The organism is Emticicia sp. W12TSBA100-4, assembly GCF_040253585.1.
Classification (GTDB): domain Bacteria; phylum Bacteroidota; class Bacteroidia; order Cytophagales; family Spirosomataceae; genus Emticicia.
The window spans coordinates 93,596-110,053 of the sequence record NZ_JBELAU010000006.1; the positions used below are offsets into that span (position 1 = coordinate 93,596).

Genomic DNA, 16,458 nt, shown 5'->3' on the forward strand with positions numbered 1-16,458 from the left:
ATGAACATATTTTTAAACAACAGACCTGTAAGTTTTTGCAGGTCTGTTATTTTATTAGTGCTTTTTTGCTCACAACTCACTTACAGTCAATCCATTACACTACCATTCTTTGATGATTTCTCACTGAATAAAACCTCAATTCCTAATCCAAAACTTTGGAAAAATGGCGGTGTGAGTATCAATAATACTTTCCCAATTAACCAACCATCGGTCAATGTTGCCACTTTTGATAGCCGAAATGCGGCAGGTATTCCCTATAATTTCTCAAATAAATTTGCTTATGGCAGCACCGATACACTGACTTCGGTTGCCATTGATTTATCAGGTCTTGTCGCAAAAGATTCGGTTTATTTAAGCTTTTACTGGGAAGCAAAAGGTTTGGGCGAATTACCCGATAGCGACGACTCGCTCGTTGTTTCATTTCTGAACGATAAAAACCAATGGAAAACCATTTGGCGACAAGAGGGCATCAGCAAAGATGCTTTTACGCAGAAGATTTTAGCTGTTAATCAAGCAGAATATTTACACAAAAACTTTCAGTTTCGTTTCGAGACTCGTGGCCGCCAGTCAGGAGCATTTGATATGTGGCACGTTGACTTTGTCTATCTAAACAAACAACGTCGCCTCAAAGATATTTACACCCAAGATATTGCCTTACGAGGCTTCAAGAATAGTTATCTGAAAAGATATTCAGCCATGCCACTACGCCAATATTTGGTCAATCCATCGGCTGAAACCAATAGTAGTATGGAAGTTTTGGTAAGTGCTTTGCAACGAAATGCACGTTTGGTAAACTTTACTTGGACAGTAAGTGATACTGTTTCAAAAAGTATTTTACTCAACGAAAGAGGTGGAAATGAGACAGTTACAACGCCAAATCCCCCCAATAAAAAGAATAATGTGCCTGTTTTTAGCACTTTCTCGCAAAAACAAGCCGTTTTGAAGTTTACCCAAAAAATTGCATACGAAGGCTCAGGAACTACAATTGTTCCTGATTCAACCAATAATATTCCCGATGCTTTATTATTAAGCAATGACTCTGTCTCACTTTACACTCCCCTACTCGACTACTATGCATACGATGATGGCACAGCTGAAACAGGTGCAGACACTGACCAAACGTTGGGAAAAGTAGCAGTGAAATTTGCATTAAACCGATCCGATACAGTCAATGCAGTAAGATTTAATTTTACTCCTTATTTTAAAGATATTGCTGGGCAGTTTTTCTTATTACAAATCACCGAAAGTGCCAATGGAAAACCTGCAAAAGTTCTGCATCAACAGTCAGTAAGAGTCAGATACCCTTCTGAAATTAATGGATTCATTGAATATCCACTTGATATGAATATTGCGGTTAAAGATACTTTTTTTGTATCTTGGACAAAAGTAAATGAAGATGTAATTGGTGTAGGAGTTGATAAAAATTCAGACTTTGGGAGTAATATTTATTATAGTCTGGGCAATGAATGGATTCAAAATAAGTCCTTAAAAGGCAGTTTGATGGTTCGCCCTGTGATGGGTTTCAAAGCAAATAGTTCAGGACAAAATGGCTCACCTCTGGCAAGTGAAGTTCCGAATGATAAACAGTTTTTGGTGTATCCAAATCCTACTTCAGGAGTTTTACGTTGGAATTTTGAAAACATTCAATCAATCAGTATTTTTGATGTTTCTGGAAAAGAGATTTTTCACAAAAAAACTGATAGTCAAGAACTTAATATAGAAAACTTACCCGATAATATTTATTATATCAATTTTTCAGATGGAAAAAAGAATTTTATTCGTAAGATTGTGGTTGTGCATTAAGAGATAAAAACAATAAAAATATAATCATGGACAAAAATTTTGATATAACAGTTGAACAACTAAAAGAATTAATCGAAGGAGAAAACCCAATTAACCTCTTTGATGTACGTGAAGAATACGAATACGAAGATGATAATTTAGGAGCAATATTAATTCCTTTGGGCGAAATTCCAGATAGACTCGAAGAATTTGAAGCCATTAAAGGACAAGATATCTATATTCACTGCCGCAGCGGAGCAAGAAGTGGAAAAGCAAAACAATTCTTGATTTCGCAAGGTTTTGAAAACGTACACAATGTTTTAGGCGGCATCATGGCCTACCGTGATATGGAGTAGATAATTTAGAATGAATACGGGGTCGCCCATGCGATTGAAAATTGAGAATTAAAAATTTTAAACTTAACATGTTTAAAATGCTTTCACCAGCCTACATAAGACACATAGTTTTATGAACTCAATTTATTCCATTTTCTTCTTACTCATTTTTAATTATCAATTATCCATTAAAAAATATGTTATCTGACTTTGGTATAGTATTATTGGCAATCATTTTGGCGGCAGTTGCAGTACTTGCTGTATTGGGTATTGCGTGGATGCTACGTCCCAACAAACCAAATGAAGAAAAACTAACGACTTACGAATCTGGTGAAGACCCAATTGGCAATGCCAATGTTCAGTTTAATGTTAAATTCTATATTGTTGCTCTAATTTTTATTCTCTTTGATGTGGAATTAGTGTTCTTGTTTCCTTGGGCAACAGTTTTTGGCAACAAACAGTTTATTCAAGATACAAACGGACTTTGGGGCTGGTTTACATTGGCCGAAATGGGTATTTTTATTACAGTTTTAGCTCTTGGATTGGCTTACGTTTGGGCAAAAGGCTACCTCGATTGGGTAAAACCCGAATATCGCACTCCGAAATTTAAGAGTAAGATTCCAATGGAAATGTACAATCAAGTCAACGAAAAATACGCTGATAAATGAATTTTGAAACCCTCGAAAAAGAGGCACATATAAAAACAGGTGAAAGTGAAGTGATTCTGACCTCACTCGACGAGCTAACCAATTGGGCAAGAGCAAATTCGCTTTGGCCGATGGGTTTTGGTTTGGCTTGTTGTGCCATCGAAATGATGGCAACTTATGCTTCATCGTATGACCTTGAACGTTTCGGCGTATTTCCTCGAAACTCACCTCGCCAGTCAGATGTAATTATCATTTCGGGAACAGTTACCTTCAAAATGGCCGACCGTATTCGTCGATTATACGAACAAATGCCCGAACCACGATACGTGATTTCGATGGGAAGTTGCTCAAATTGCGGTGGGCCTTATTGGGAACACGGCTATCATGTTGTAAAAGGTGTTGACCGAATTATACCTGTCGATGTTTACGTGCCAGGTTGTCCACCTCGTCCAGAAGCACTAATTGGTGGTATTTTGAAATTACAAGAAAAAATAAAGACTCAAAGCCTTTCCGAACTTCGAAAAGAAAATTAAAGAATTGATTATTAAGTATTTATACAGCCGAAAAAAGTGATAAACCGATAAAGTTTATCACTTTTTTTATAGCAAATTGCTAATAATTTGTTAATCCATGATTCAGACGAAAGAAAAAACAAGCAAAAATCATTATATTGCGAAACATTTAATATATACTAAAAACTTGCAATTCATGAGAACCTTCCTAAAATACTTTGTTTTAGCATCGGTTATTTTTACAATTTCATGCTCAAAAAGTGGTACAAAAGCTCTTGAAAAAGGCAATTACTACGAAGCAGTTTTACAATCAGTAGAAAAACTTAAAAAAGATAGTGATAACAGTAAAGCTCTCGAAGTCTTACCGACCGCCTATCGAAATGCACAAGAAGAATTTACAAGAGATATTACTCGTGTCAGAAATGCTAATCAGCAATTTCGCTGGGAAACTATCTTGGAGTATTATAACAAGCTCAATAAAATGCAAGAAAGTATTGAGCGTTGCACGGCTTGCCGCCGCATTGTGAGTCCACAAACTTATTTTAAAGAAACCGAAGAAGCCCGTGATAATGCCGCAGCCGAACGTTACGTTTTAGGAGATGACATACTCAGAAAAAACAATTTGAGTAAACTCGATGCTCGTGCTGCCTACGACCATTTTGAACAAATCACTATTTTTGCCCCAAATTATAAAGATGCTCGCAACCGACTTGAAGAAGCCCTTAATTTAGGTTCGGTTCATGTTGTGGTTGAACAACCAAAAATTAATTCTCGTTTGTATCAATACAGTAACGACTATTTTCAAGATAAAGTAGAAGAGTTTTTACGTACAAATCGCCGAATTAATAAATTTATCCGATTCTACGCACCCGAAGAAGCTAAAACTGTCAAACTAAAACCCGACCACGTAGTTCGCCTCGAAATCATTGATTTTGTGGTAGGAGAAACAAATATTGCAACTGACCGCCAAAACGTAACAAGTAAGGACAGTGTAAAAACTGGCGAAGCTACCGTTAATGGCAAAAAAGTACCCGTTTATGGCAAAGTAAATGCCACCATCATCAAGTCTCGCAAAGCAGTCCGTTCGAGAGGTATTCTTTCAATGGAAATATTTGATTATCAGACAAATAAGACACTCTCTCGTGAAGAAATACCTGGTGAATATACATGGGTAAACGAGTGGGCAAGTTTCAATGGCGATGAAAGAGCCTTAACTACCACCGAACTAAATATGACTCGTAACCGTGAACAATTACCGCCCCCACCGCAACAATTATTCATTGAATTTACGAAGCCAATCTACGACCAAGTAACCTCAAGAATCAGACGCTTTTATGATAAGTACTAAATAAAACTTAGCGTTTCGCAGTAACGAAGGCATCGCTTAAAGCGATGCCTTCGTTGGTCATAACAAAATATATTTTGTATAAAGCCACAAAGAATCTAAAATTTTATTCTTAAATTTACCTTATAGTAAAATATACCATTTGTTTTTATTCAACTCTTAATACGTACAAAAATGTTTAACAGACGAGACGCTCTCAAATCAATCATTGTTGGTGGAGCTGCCAGCATTTTTTCACCAAATACATTACTTGCAAGTACTGCACCAAAGAAAGAAAAATTGGGCATTGCCTTAGTAGGTTTGGGCTATTATAGTACTGATTTGCTTGCTCCTGCTCTCCAAACTACCGAAAAGTGTTATTTGGCAGGAATCGTGACAGGCACTCCCGAAAAGGCAGAAAAATGGAAACAGAAGTATAATATTCCAGATAAAAACATCTATAATTATCAGAACTTTGACTCGATAGCTAACAACCCGGATATTGATGTGGTTTATGTGGTTTTACCACCTTCGATGCACAAAGAATATACCATCAGAGCCGCTAAAGCAGGAAAGCACGTTTTCTGTGAAAAGCCAATGGCACCTTCGGTCAATGATTGTATGGCTATGATAAAAGCTTGTAAAGATAACAAAGTAAACTTAGCTATTGGGTATCGCTGCCAACACGACCCCAATACCCAAGAATTTATGCGAATAACTAAAGAAAAACTCTACGGAAAAGTCAGAATGGTTGCCTGCGGAACAGGATATTTTGATAATCGCACTACCCACTGGAAGCAAAATAAAGCTCTTGGTGGCGGTGTAATGGGTGATATGGGAGTTTATGCACTTCAAGGTGCAAGACTCGCTACGGGCGAAGAACCAATTGCTGTAACGGCACAAGCAAGCACTACTCGACCAGAAATTTATAAAGAAGTGGAAGAAACCATGATGTTTCAACTACAATTCCCGAGCGGTGCGTTGGCAGCTTGCCACACAAGTTTTGGTATTCAGATGAATTATTTGCAAATAAATTACGAAAGAGGCTGGCTCAGAATGGATTCACTCTCAAATTATTCGGGCAATAAAGGAAGTCACAGCAAAGGAATTATTGATTTTCCGCTCAAAAGTCAACAAGCCAAACAACTCGATGAAGACTGCATGGCTCTAATGAACTCAACTCAATTAATTGCCCCAGGCGAAGAAGGTCTGCGTGATATAAAAGTGGTAGAAGCCATCTATAAAGCAGCACAGAATGGAGGAACGGTGAAGATTGGCTAAAATGACGAATTACGAGTGACGAATTACGAATAAAATTTTATAATTATCAGCAACAACTGCTATATCCAATTAAAAAAATCGTAATTCGTCACTCTAAAATCGTAATTTTCTCTATGCTTCCACCAATCTCTCTCCCGAAAAATGATGTTGCGGCTCTTTGAATAAAATATTGAAAGTTGTCATCGAGCCATAACAACGAGTGATATATTGTTGAATATTCACTTTTTCTTCATCGTCCATCGTACTGGCGTTTACTCGCTGTTCTAAAACCCGCAGACGGTCACGCATCATCACGATTTTGTGAAAAAATACATCAATCGGAATCTCTTTCGATTGTAAATCTCGACGTCCAGGTTGTAAAATCATTTTTCCGCCCTTCCATTTATCTCCCAACGGTACGACCTCGGTTGCATCCATCCAACGTTGAAGAATTTTTGAAAGATTCCGTTCAACATCAAACAAACTCACCATATCGTGCGATGGTTCGACTACTTCCAACACTTCAAATGGATAATCAATTTTGATATTTTTTGTTCCTATCTCTACAAAAGTAATGACATAAACATCTGATTTAAAGTTAATTACGACCCCGACACCATACTCTGGGTGCTTTACACGTGAGCCAATTCCAAGGATTACATTTGCCATAAAATGTGGTGCGAACTGGGCAACGTTTGCATTCTGTTCGCAGTTTGAATTAAGTATTTTTACAAATTATATTACAAAGAGAATGCCAAACTTTAAAAGTATAATTTAGATTAATCTAAAAATATATTTAGCTTTATTTTGAATATTAATTTTATTCATCAAACTTTGTATTCAGAATTACCAAAAACATGAATAAAAAATTACCAAGCTATATATTTCTAATGCTCATTTTTATCGCTTTTACATCATTTGGAAGTGAAATAAAGGGTATTGTCGTCAATAAAGACAAAGCTGTAAGTTTTGCCAGCATCGTTATTTTAAATACAAAAATTGGTACTCAAGCCGATGAAAATGGCAAATTTATTATCAAAAATGCTCCAATCGGTAAGCAAATAATTCAAGTTTCGAGTATAGGATACAAGACTAAACAACTGACTATCAATGTTTCAGAAGAAAAAAACACTAATCTAACGATTGAGATAGAAGAAGAAAATGCCCAACTCAACGAAGTCGTCGTAACGGGTACAATGAAAGAAACCAGCATCAACGAGTCGCCCGCCCCTATTCAGATTCTAAACCCCACTTTTTTTCGCAAAAATCCTACACCAAGCTTATTTGAATCGCTTTCGATGGTCAATGGTGTGCGTCCGCAACTCAACTGCAATGTTTGTAATACGGGCGATATCCATATCAACGGCATGGAAGGCCCATATACAATGGTAATGATTGACGGAATGCCCATTGTTTCGGCCTTATCGTCGGTTTATGGTTTAAGTGGTATTCCAAACTCAATGGTAGAGCGGATTGAGGTAATGAAAGGCCCAGCCTCAACGCTATATGGTTCAGAGGCTGTCGGGGGTTTGATTAATGTTATCACGAAAAACCCATCAAAAGCACCCAAATTTAATTTCGATTTCAATACCAGCAGCTATCTCGAAAATAATTTTGATGCCAGTGGAAAGACCCAAATCGGTAAATTTGATGTGCTTTTTTCGGGAAACTATTTTCTTTTCAATAAACGTTGGGACCTTAATCAAGATAACTTTACTGATATTACGCTTCAAAACCGAACTTCTTTATTCAATAAATGGTCAATGCGACGCTCACAAAATCGGGTTTTCAATATTGCAGCTCGGTATATTTACGAAGACCGTTTTGGGGGCGAAATGCAATGGCAAAAAAGCAACCGTGGCGGAAGTGAAGTTTACGGAGAATCTATTTTCACAAAACGCATCGAAATGCTCGGAAGTTATCAATTACCAATTGATAAACAGAAGATTACGCTCAACTTTTCATTCAATCAGCACCAACAAAACTCGGTTTACGGAAACACATTTTATTTAGCTACCCAACGCATTGCTTTCGGACAATTATTGTGGGACAAAAAACTCGGCAAAAACCATGATGCACTTTTGGGAGCAACTTTTCGTCATACTTTTTATGATGATAACACACCAGTGACTCAAATTTCTGACAGCCAAAATACTCCTGATTTAATTAGTTTGCCTGGCGTTTTTGCTCAAGATGAAATCACGCTTAACAGCAAAAATAAATTACTCGTTGGACTTCGCTATGACTATAATTCTAAACACGGTGGCATTGCCACGCCTCGACTGAATTGGAAATTTATGCCAAATAAAGACCATATTTTTAGGTTAAGTTTGGGCAATGGCTATCGGGTTGTGAACCTATTTTCGGAAGACCACGCTGCTCTTACTGGCTCACGTAAAGTATTGATAGCAAACGAATTAAAACCAGAACGTTCGTATAACGCAAACCTCGACTATCAACGTTTTTTTACTTTCGAAAATGGTTACGGAAACATTCAACTCAATGGATTTTATACGTATTTCTCCAATAAAATTATTGCTGACTATGACCAAAATCCCGAACTCGTGGTTTATGATAATCTGAAAGGATACGGAATCTCAAAAGGCGTAGCTCTCAACGCTGAATTTAATTTTACATCAAGTCTGAAAATTTTTGTGGGAGCGACCATAATGGATGTTTACAGAAAAGAAAATGACTTGAAAATCAACCAAATTCAAACACCACATTTTACAGGAAACTATGCCATTAGCTATACATTTAGCAAAGCCCAACTCACTTTCGACCTGACTGGAAATCTATATAGCCCGATGCGTTTGCCAGTAGTTAGAGATTACGGCGATACCCGTCCCGAATATTCACCGTGGTTCGGGATTCATAATATTCAAGCCACCAAACGTCTTGCCAACGGTTTGCAGCTTTATGGAGGTATCAAAAATTTTACAAATTTTCTTCCCAAAGACCCAATTTTTAGGCCAGAACTACCTTTCAGCGAGCAATTCGACCCGAGTTATAATTATGCCCCCCTACAAGCCATCAGAGGATTCGTAGGTGCAAGATGGAGTATTTTCTAAATTATCGGATTTTGCATAAAAAGCGATTGATTTTGCATAAAACTAAGTTTTTACTATAATTTTCTTAGAAAAAAACAACCAATAAGCACCTTATATCCGTTATCTTTGCATAGAAACTAAAAAAACTATGATAAATAAAGTAATAAGTGGTGCAAAAGAAGCAGTTGCCGATATTCAAGATGGAGCAACACTCATGCTCGGCGGCTTTGGACTGTGTGGGATTCCAGAAAATACTATTTCTGCCTTGCTCGAAAAAGGAGTAAAAGACCTCACTTGTATTTCAAACAATGCAGGAGTCGATGATTTTGGCATTGGTTTGATGCTAAAAACCAAGCAGGTCAAGAAAATGATTTCTTCGTATGTGGGTGAAAACAAGGAATTTGAACGCCAGTTATTATCAGGCGAACTCGAAGTAGAATTGACTCCACAAGGCACACTTGCTGAGCGAATCAGAGCAGGAGGTGCAGGAATTCCAGCGTTTTTTACTCCTGCGGGTGTAGGAACGGAAGTAGCAGACGGCAAAGAGATTCAAGAATTTGATGACAAAAAATATGTACGAGAAAGCTGGTTAAAAGCCGATTTCGCTATCGTAAAAGCATGGAAAGGCGATACAGCAGGAAATTTGATTTTTAAAGGTACAGCTCAGAACTTTAGCCCAATGATGGCCGCCGCTGGAAAAATTACGATTGCCGAAGTGGAAGAACTCGTTCCAGCAGGTAGTCTCGACCCAGCTCAAATTCATACGCCAGGCATTTACGTTCAACGAATTTTTCAAGGACAAAACTACGAAAAAAGAATTGAGCAGAGAACAATCAGTAAACCTGTAACCGAGGAAACAAATACTGTCGTCACTCCTATTCAAACAGGACAAGGCCTCGATAAAAACCAAATTGCGAAACGCATTGCTCGTGAAGTAAAAGATGGTTATTATGTGAATCTTGGTATTGGGATTCCAACTTTGGTGGCCAATTATATTCCTGAAGGTATTAATGTTGTGCTGCAATCAGAAAATGGGCTTTTGGGTATTGGGCCTTTTCCGACCGAAGATAAAGTTGACCCCGATTTGATAAATGCTGGAAAACAGACTGTCACCTTACTTGATGGTTCGGCTTTGTTTAGTTCAGCCGAAAGTTTTGCCATGATTCGTGGTGGCCACGTTGACTTGACTATTCTGGGTGCAATGGAAGTTTCAGAAAACGGTGACATTGCTAACTGGAAAATTCCGGGAAAGATGGTCAAAGGCATGGGCGGGGCAATGGATTTGGTGGCTTCGGCCGAAAATATCATTGTGGCCATGCAGCATGTCAATAAAGCTGGTGAATCTAAATTATTGAAAACTTGCAGTTTGCCAATCACAGGTTTGCGTTGTGTGAAAAAGATTGTTACCGAACTGGCAGTTTTAGAGGTTGTACCAGAAGGTGGCTTCAAACTATTGGAAAGAGCCCCAGGTATTTCGGTAGAGCAAATACAAAAAGCTACCGAAGGTAAGTTAATAATCGAAGGAGAAGTGCCTGAAATGGAAATATAGACAAAAGATTTTAGACAAAAGACAAGAGAAAAATGAATATTGCATGCTGATTCTTATGTCTCTTGTCTTTTATCTCATTTCTCAACAATCTCAATACCCCATTTCGGTCAGTGCCGCACGGGCTTTATTGTCAATTGAAGTTTTATATTCGTGATTTTTATAGGCAATGGCTTGTTCAAAATGAGCCTTTGCCTTATTTTTTTGCCCCTTTTGTTGCTGAATATAGCCCAGTTGTAAAGCAGAATTTGGAGCAAAACTCCATTCTTGGCTACCCGTTATTGCAACTGACCTTTCAAAATAGCTGATAGCTTTATCCAACTGATTGAGTTTCTGGAAAATACGTCCCGCTCGATAATTAAACTCAGCTTGGTCTTTTGTATTAGTAAAACTCTTTTCTGATAAAGTAGAAAGCTCTTGTTGTGCTTCTTCAAAATAGCCACCATCAAAAAGTAACCTTAGTTTTACCAAAGCTTTACTGGGTAAAGTTTTAGTTTTCTGAAAATTTTCGTAAAATTTTTGTGCAGCTTTATCCGATTCTGCAATCGTATTTCCACCTTCGTTTATCTTCGATAAATACAATTTTGTTTTTTTTTCATCACCCAATAACCAATGACACAAAAACAATTTATAATGGGTGTCTTTCAGAAAAGTTTGTCCTTTAAAATTCCTAAGATAAGTTTGATAGGATGAAACAGCTTGCGGGTAATTCCCTTTAAAAAGCTGTGTTTCGGCTTTGTATAATTCAAAGATTGGAAAATACAAATAATTCGCATCTTTAGGCGTTTTTTTTAATAATTCAATGGCTTGTTCGGTTCGATTATCTTTGAGCGAAATAGCTGTTGCCACCATATTTATATTCATATTATCCGACTGACTATCAACAAATTGCAACATTTCAGTATTTTGTTTAGCATCATATTTCAGCACATACGCTTGAATAAATGTGGTACAAAATCGGGCTTCAGTTCCCCATACTTTATCTTTGGCAGCCGAACGAAGTTCATTCATTCCGAGTTGTATATTTCCACGAAGTCCCAAAAGTTTTGGAATCCATCTTTGTTTGTCAGGAACAGAACCAATCAAGACGTGCAAGCATCCAAGCGATTTTAAACTCGGTAAAAAACTCGGAAATAATTTCTGGTTTTCTTCAAGCAGCTTATATGCCTGAATTACGTTATAACCCGCTTTAACTTCATGCCCAAATCTTATTTTTATCAATGCCCAATGCAGTTTTATTTCAGCCCGCAAAAAACGGTTATAGGGAGATTTTTCATCCAAATCTTCAATTGCCTCTAAGCGTTCATCCTCCTTACTCAATAATTTTTCATACTGCTTTTCATTCTCCGAATTAATCAATTCAGCCATATCAGCAAAATCTTCAACATAAATTCGGAATGGATTCTTAGGATTTTCTTTTGTAAGTAACTCTCTACCCGCCTGAACTCGTAATTTAAAAACTTCGGAATAAGCTTTTTGAAGATTGGGCGTAAAATCAAAATCGGCAGCGTTACAATTATTATTAAACTGTAAACTGTAAATCAATAAAAAACTGATTATTCGGGTGGTTTTGGAAATTATGTGAATGTTTCGAGACTTCAATGTTTTGTTGATTAGTTTTAATAGATACGAAGTCGTTTTTAAATAAGATTTTATTCAAACAAAAATAGCCAAGTTTTCAGAATTAACGAAAACTTGGCTACATTATCAAAGGCCGATGACTGTCGTCGATTAACCGTTGACTGCAAATTATCTTCTAACAATCTCAACGGCATCAACATCGGCTAAGATACGGCCACAATGCTCACACACGATGATTTTCTTTTTGTCTTTAATATCAGCCTGACGTTGTGGCGGAACGATATTGAAACAACCACCGCAAGCACCACGCTTTACCATTACAACCGCCAAACCATTTTCGGCATTGCCACGGATACGGTTATAAGCATTTACTAAACGCTCTTCAACGTTGGCAGCAGCTTTATCACGGCTAACAGTCAATTTCTTTTCGTCTTCTTGACTTTCAGCAACCAACACATCCAATTCCTTGCGTTTTACTTCAAGGTCTTTTTTGCGGCTGGCCATCGCCGACTCAACATCCGAGATTTCAGTGTTTTTATTTTTGATTTTGAATTCAGTTTCACGCGTGCGTTTATCGGCCAACTGAATTTCCAACTCTTGTAATTCTAATTCTTTAGCAATCGCATCATATTCACGATTGTTACGAACATTCATTTGTTGGTCTTTGTACTTCTGAATTAATTTTTCGGCTTCTTTTTTACCTGCACGGTAGCCGTTTAATTCAACGTCCAAAGTTTCAATTTCTTTCTTGAATTTACCAATACGAGTTTCAAAACCAATAACCTCATCTTCCAAATCACGTACTTCGTCTGGCAAATCACCACGTAGTTTTCTCAATTCATCTAATTGTGAATCAATTGATTGAAGTTTAAGCAGTGTTTCTAATTTTTGTGCAACTGTTAATTCCATAATATCTAAAACTAATTTGGTTATTAGTTATTGGTTAATTGGTTATTAGTTTTAATTGAATAATCAAATCTTGACTTTCGTAAGCAAAATTTAATCCAAACCGCCATTGCTGGAACCAATAACAAATAACCAGTATCTATTCTTAATAGTAATAATTGATTGGATTTGTTGGTGTTTCCGACAAATGGACTGCAAAGTTAGTGATTTTTTTACAAATATAATCTTTCAATAACTCTTTTGTGTATTGTTCTGACTCATAATGTCCAATATCGGCAATAATTATACGGTTATCGGCATCAAAAAACTCGTGATACTTGTAATCGGCCGTAATAAAGATGTCGGCCGACTGCCCGATGGCATCTCCGAGCAGAAAACCACCCGAACCACCACAAACCGCAACTCTACGAATTGGCTTACCCAAGAGCTTGGTATGACGAATAACAGAAACGCCCATGTTTTGTTTCAAATACGCCAAGAAATCGGTTTCTGACATCGGTTCATTTAATTCCCCAATTATTCCCGAACCCACTTCTGAGTTTTGGTTTTCGAGCATAATTATATCGTGAGCAACTTCTTCGTATATATGCGTGCGGTGCATAGCCGCCAAAACTTGATTTTTTTGATAAGCTGGAAAAATAACCTCTACCCTATTTTCGTGTACTTCTTCGTCAACGTTTGCAGCTCCGATGGTCGGATTTGCCTTTTCGTTTGGTCGGAAAGCACCAGTTCCTTCCCCTCTGAAACTTACATGGCTGTAATTACCAATCACACCCGCACCCGCTGAATGCAGAGCATCTAAAACTTCTTTTGTGTTACTGACAGGCACAAAAACAACCAATTTCATCAAAACTTGGCTTTTTGGAGCAAGTATTTTTACCTTTTCGAGCTTTAGTTTTTCGGCAATCTTGAAATTTACACCACCAACCACACTATCCAAATTGGTATGCGTGGCATAAATTGTTACATCATTTTTGATGGCTTTGATGATGGTTCGTTCAATGTAGTTTTTGCCCGTTAGTTTCTTTAATCCCTTAAATATAATCGGGTGATGAGCCACCACCAAATTACAACCTTTGGCAACTGCTTCGTCAATGACTTCTTCAGTCGAATCGAGTGTCACCAAAACACCTGTGACTTCTGCCGAGGTATTACCAACGATTAAACCTGCGTTGTCGTAACTTTCTTGGTAGGCCAATGGGGCAAATTCTTCGAGGTAAGTTGTTATGTCTTTTATTGTCATTTTGTTGCTTTTTTTGGACACTGAGTCGCCCAGATTAAAACTCACAGAGTTACACTAAGTTTTTTAAACGATTTTCTATTCAAATATCTTTCAAATATTTTTATTCTTTGCCAAAACCCAATCTGATTTTTTAGTAAGTTTGGTTTTACAAAATTACGCCAAATATTTTGGCAATTATTCATCTATTCAAAGCAAAATCTATCAAGTTTAACAAGTTAGAAACTTGTTCTACATTAAACGCTATTCAACCATGAAAAAACATTTGATTACACTCCTTTTCTTACTTTCAAACCTTATCATTTTTGCTCAAAAACAAGCCGATAAAGAAGAATGGATTTCGCTCTTCAATGGCAAAGACCTTACGGGTTGGGATTTAAAGATTTCGGGACACGAAGTAAACGATAACTACAAAAACACATTTTTGGTAGAAGATGGCATGATGCGAGTGAATTATAAGGAATACCAAAACTTCGATAATAAGTATGGACATATTTATTACAAAACACCTTATTCACATTATCGAGTGCGTTTTGAGTATCGCTTTCAAGGAAATCAAGTACCAGGCGGAGCATCGTGGAACGTCCGAAATAGTGGAATTATGCTGCATTCACAATCGGCAGCCAGCAATGGCAAAGACCAAGATTTTCCTGTTTCACTCGAAATGCAACTTTTGGGCGGCCTCGGAAATGGCCCACGCCACACAGGAAACCTCTGCACCCCTGGAACGATTGTAGATATTGATGGAAAATTACAAACAGCTCACTGTATTGATTCAAAATCAAAAACTTACGATGGTGACCAATGGGTAAAAGCCGAAGCCATAATGATTGGTAGCAAAGTAGTGCATCATTTGATTGAAGGCGATACAGTTTTGACTTTTCAAAATCCTAAAATTGGCGGTGGGTTTCTTGGTAAACCTTATGACTATGCGACCGACAAAGTAAAAAATGGCGAAGAATGGGCAAAAAAAGATGGGATGCCACTCGGTGAAGGCTACATTGCATTACAAGCCGAAAGCCATGCGATTGACTTCCGCAACATTGAATTATTGAATCTGAAAGGTTGTATGGATAAAAAAGCTTTGAATTTCAAATCATATTATCTTGAGCCAGACAACTCTACCTGTAAGTATAATAAGAAATAGTTTTTACTCACCACTAAGGCACGAAGAACACAGAGAGGCACTCAGTGAAACTTCGTACTGGCGTCAACCCGCTTCTTAGTACCTTAGCGGTAAGAAAACTACAAGTAACGCTCTTTCAAAATATTCAAGTGGTGCAGCTCATGCCCCGCAATAAACCAAGCTAATACACGAGCATTAGTTGGCAATTGATTAGCTTTTCCCATTCGACCCAATTCACGCTTGCCCAATGATTTAAAAAACAAAACAGTTGATTTGCGTTGAGTTTTGAATTGTAACAATAAACTACGCAAAGATTTTTTATCGAAATTAGTTGCCTTTACGTAATCATCTTCCTCGAAACCCAACAACGATTGTTTTTCGCCACGAGCTACTGATAACGCTCTGTAAAGCAAGATTTTTTCAGTGTCAACGATGTGTCCGAGTATTTCGAGCGGTGTCCATTTTCCTTCGGCATAGCGGAAATGCAGTTTTTCTTCGGGTATATTTTTGAAAAAATTATCCACAATTGAAATATTTTCGGATAAAGTTTTGAGGGCGTCGTCGCCCGTAACTGCTTGAATATAACGATTTTGGTACGAATTTACGTCGTACTCGGTGGCGGTAGGTCGAGAAATTTTCATATTTTTTTGATTTAAGACTTGACACACAAATATAATAGTTGTACCTTTGCACCACGTTAAACAAACAGAGAAATATTTGAATGTTTAGATAATGTAAATGGTTTGGTAGTTCAGCTGGTTAGAATACCTGCCTGTCACGCAGGGGGTCGCGGGTTCGAGTCCCGTCCAGACCGCAAAAGCACTCAGCAATGAGTGCTTTTTTCATCGAAATTTCAGTCTGAAAATTTAGTTTTAAAGATTTCAACTGGAAAAAGTAAAATCGTCATTAATTTGACAAAATAGTGAGGAAATATTCAAAAAAAGCCTCAAAAACACTCGGTTTGGTAGTTCAGTTGGTTAGAATACATGCCTGTCACGCATGGGGTCGCGGGTTCGAATCCCGTCCAGACCGCCGAAAATTAAGTAAAAAAATCCCTTGTAATCTTATGGTTGTGAGGGATTTTTAGTTTAGTGATTCGTGCTGATTCTCGTTGATTCGTGCGACTTGTTTTACGAAATGTTTTATGGA

Annotated in this window: 14 protein-coding genes, 2 tRNA genes and 1 pseudogene; 12 read left to right on the forward strand and 5 right to left on the reverse strand. The window is 37.5% G+C overall.

What is annotated here, in order from left to right; all coding sequences use genetic code 11:
• The 6 genes from ABR854_RS09605 (at nt 1) to ABR854_RS09630 (ending at nt 5,881) form a co-directional block, all read left to right on the forward strand.
• Nucleotides 1-1,803 carry a T9SS type A sorting domain-containing protein gene (locus ABR854_RS09605; RefSeq protein ID WP_350265189.1) on the forward strand — a complete coding sequence of 601 codons (1,803 nt, stop codon included), beginning with the start codon at nt 1-3 and terminating at the stop codon, nt 1,801-1,803.
• Nucleotides 1,804-1,829: 26 nt separating this feature from the next.
• Nucleotides 1,830-2,138 carry a rhodanese-like domain-containing protein gene (locus ABR854_RS09610; RefSeq protein WP_350265190.1) on the forward strand — a complete coding sequence of 103 codons (309 nt, stop codon included), beginning with the start codon at nt 1,830-1,832 and terminating at the stop codon, nt 2,136-2,138.
• 176 nt (nt 2,139-2,314) lie between these two features.
• Nucleotides 2,315-2,785: an NADH-quinone oxidoreductase subunit A gene (locus ABR854_RS09615; protein ID WP_350265191.1), complete on the forward strand. Its 471-nt coding sequence runs from the start codon at nt 2,315-2,317 to the stop codon at nt 2,783-2,785.
• The gene (locus ABR854_RS09620; protein WP_350265192.1) at nt 2,782-3,297 is read left to right on the forward strand and encodes an NADH-quinone oxidoreductase subunit B; all 516 of its coding nucleotides are present in this window, start codon (nt 2,782-2,784) and stop codon (nt 3,295-3,297) included. Before ABR854_RS09615 ends, ABR854_RS09620 begins: the two co-directional genes overlap by 4 nt.
• A gap of 175 nt (nt 3,298-3,472) precedes the next feature.
• Complete coding sequence (locus ABR854_RS09625; protein ID WP_350265193.1) at nt 3,473-4,624, forward strand: hypothetical protein; 1,152 nt, start codon at nt 3,473-3,475, stop codon at nt 4,622-4,624.
• A 171-nt stretch (nt 4,625-4,795) separates the two neighbouring features.
• A complete protein-coding gene (locus ABR854_RS09630) occupies nt 4,796-5,881 on the forward strand; it encodes a Gfo/Idh/MocA family protein (protein WP_350265194.1) in 1,086 nt (361 codons plus the stop codon).
• 111 nt (nt 5,882-5,992) lie between these two features.
• Here the strand turns inward: ABR854_RS09630 and ABR854_RS09635 are convergent, their stop codons facing one another.
• On the reverse strand, nt 5,993-6,529 hold the full coding sequence (locus tag ABR854_RS09635; protein ID WP_350265195.1) for a DUF8685 domain-containing protein: 537 nt from the start codon (nt 6,527-6,529) through the stop codon (nt 5,993-5,995).
• A gap of 188 nt (nt 6,530-6,717) precedes the next feature.
• On the opposite strand from ABR854_RS09635, the gene ABR854_RS09640 reads away from it, so the two are divergent.
• The 3 genes and pseudogenes from ABR854_RS09640 (at nt 6,718) to ABR854_RS09650 (ending at nt 10,459) form a co-directional block, all read left to right on the forward strand.
• Nucleotides 6,718-8,931 (forward strand): TonB-dependent receptor, encoded by a 2,214-nt coding sequence (locus ABR854_RS09640; RefSeq protein WP_350265196.1) that lies wholly within the window; start codon nt 6,718-6,720, stop codon nt 8,929-8,931.
• 127 nt (nt 8,932-9,058) lie between these two features.
• A pseudogene (locus tag ABR854_RS09645) lies at nt 9,059-9,745 on the forward strand (CoA transferase subunit A); the annotation flags it as partial.
• 42 nt (nt 9,746-9,787) lie between these two features.
• Nucleotides 9,788-10,459, forward strand: coding sequence for a 3-oxoacid CoA-transferase subunit B (locus ABR854_RS09650; protein ID WP_350265408.1), 672 nt, complete (start codon nt 9,788-9,790; stop codon nt 10,457-10,459).
• Between the two features lie 90 nt (nt 10,460-10,549).
• Here ABR854_RS09650 and ABR854_RS09655 read toward each other — a convergent pair whose 3' ends face one another.
• From ABR854_RS09655 to ABR854_RS09665, 3 genes are all read right to left on the reverse strand, one after another.
• Entirely contained in the window at nt 10,550-12,058 is a 1,509-nt protein-coding gene (locus tag ABR854_RS09655) for a tetratricopeptide repeat protein (RefSeq protein WP_350265197.1), read from the reverse strand.
• Nucleotides 12,059-12,205: 147 nt separating this feature from the next.
• The gene (locus ABR854_RS09660; RefSeq protein WP_350265198.1) at nt 12,206-12,946 is read right to left on the reverse strand and encodes a zinc ribbon domain-containing protein; all 741 of its coding nucleotides are present in this window, start codon (nt 12,944-12,946) and stop codon (nt 12,206-12,208) included.
• 142 nt (nt 12,947-13,088) lie between these two features.
• On the reverse strand, nt 13,089-14,186 hold the full coding sequence (locus tag ABR854_RS09665; RefSeq protein WP_350265199.1) for a Nif3-like dinuclear metal center hexameric protein: 1,098 nt from the start codon (nt 14,184-14,186) through the stop codon (nt 13,089-13,091).
• 250 nt (nt 14,187-14,436) lie between these two features.
• Between ABR854_RS09665 and ABR854_RS09670 the strand changes: the two genes are divergently transcribed.
• Nucleotides 14,437-15,330 carry a 3-keto-disaccharide hydrolase gene (locus ABR854_RS09670; protein ID WP_350265200.1) on the forward strand — a complete coding sequence of 298 codons (894 nt, stop codon included), beginning with the start codon at nt 14,437-14,439 and terminating at the stop codon, nt 15,328-15,330.
• 98 nt (nt 15,331-15,428) lie between these two features.
• Here ABR854_RS09670 and ABR854_RS09675 read toward each other — a convergent pair whose 3' ends face one another.
• Nucleotides 15,429-15,950 carry a DinB family protein gene (locus ABR854_RS09675; RefSeq protein WP_350265201.1) on the reverse strand — a complete coding sequence of 174 codons (522 nt, stop codon included), beginning with the start codon at nt 15,948-15,950 and terminating at the stop codon, nt 15,429-15,431.
• 99 nt (nt 15,951-16,049) lie between these two features.
• Between ABR854_RS09675 and ABR854_RS09680 the strand changes: the two genes are divergently transcribed.
• Nucleotides 16,050-16,123, forward strand: a tRNA-Asp gene (locus ABR854_RS09680).
• A gap of 144 nt (nt 16,124-16,267) precedes the next feature.
• Nucleotides 16,268-16,341: transfer RNA gene (locus ABR854_RS09685), tRNA-Asp, on the forward strand.
• The last annotated feature ends 117 nt before the right edge of the window (nt 16,342-16,458 follow it).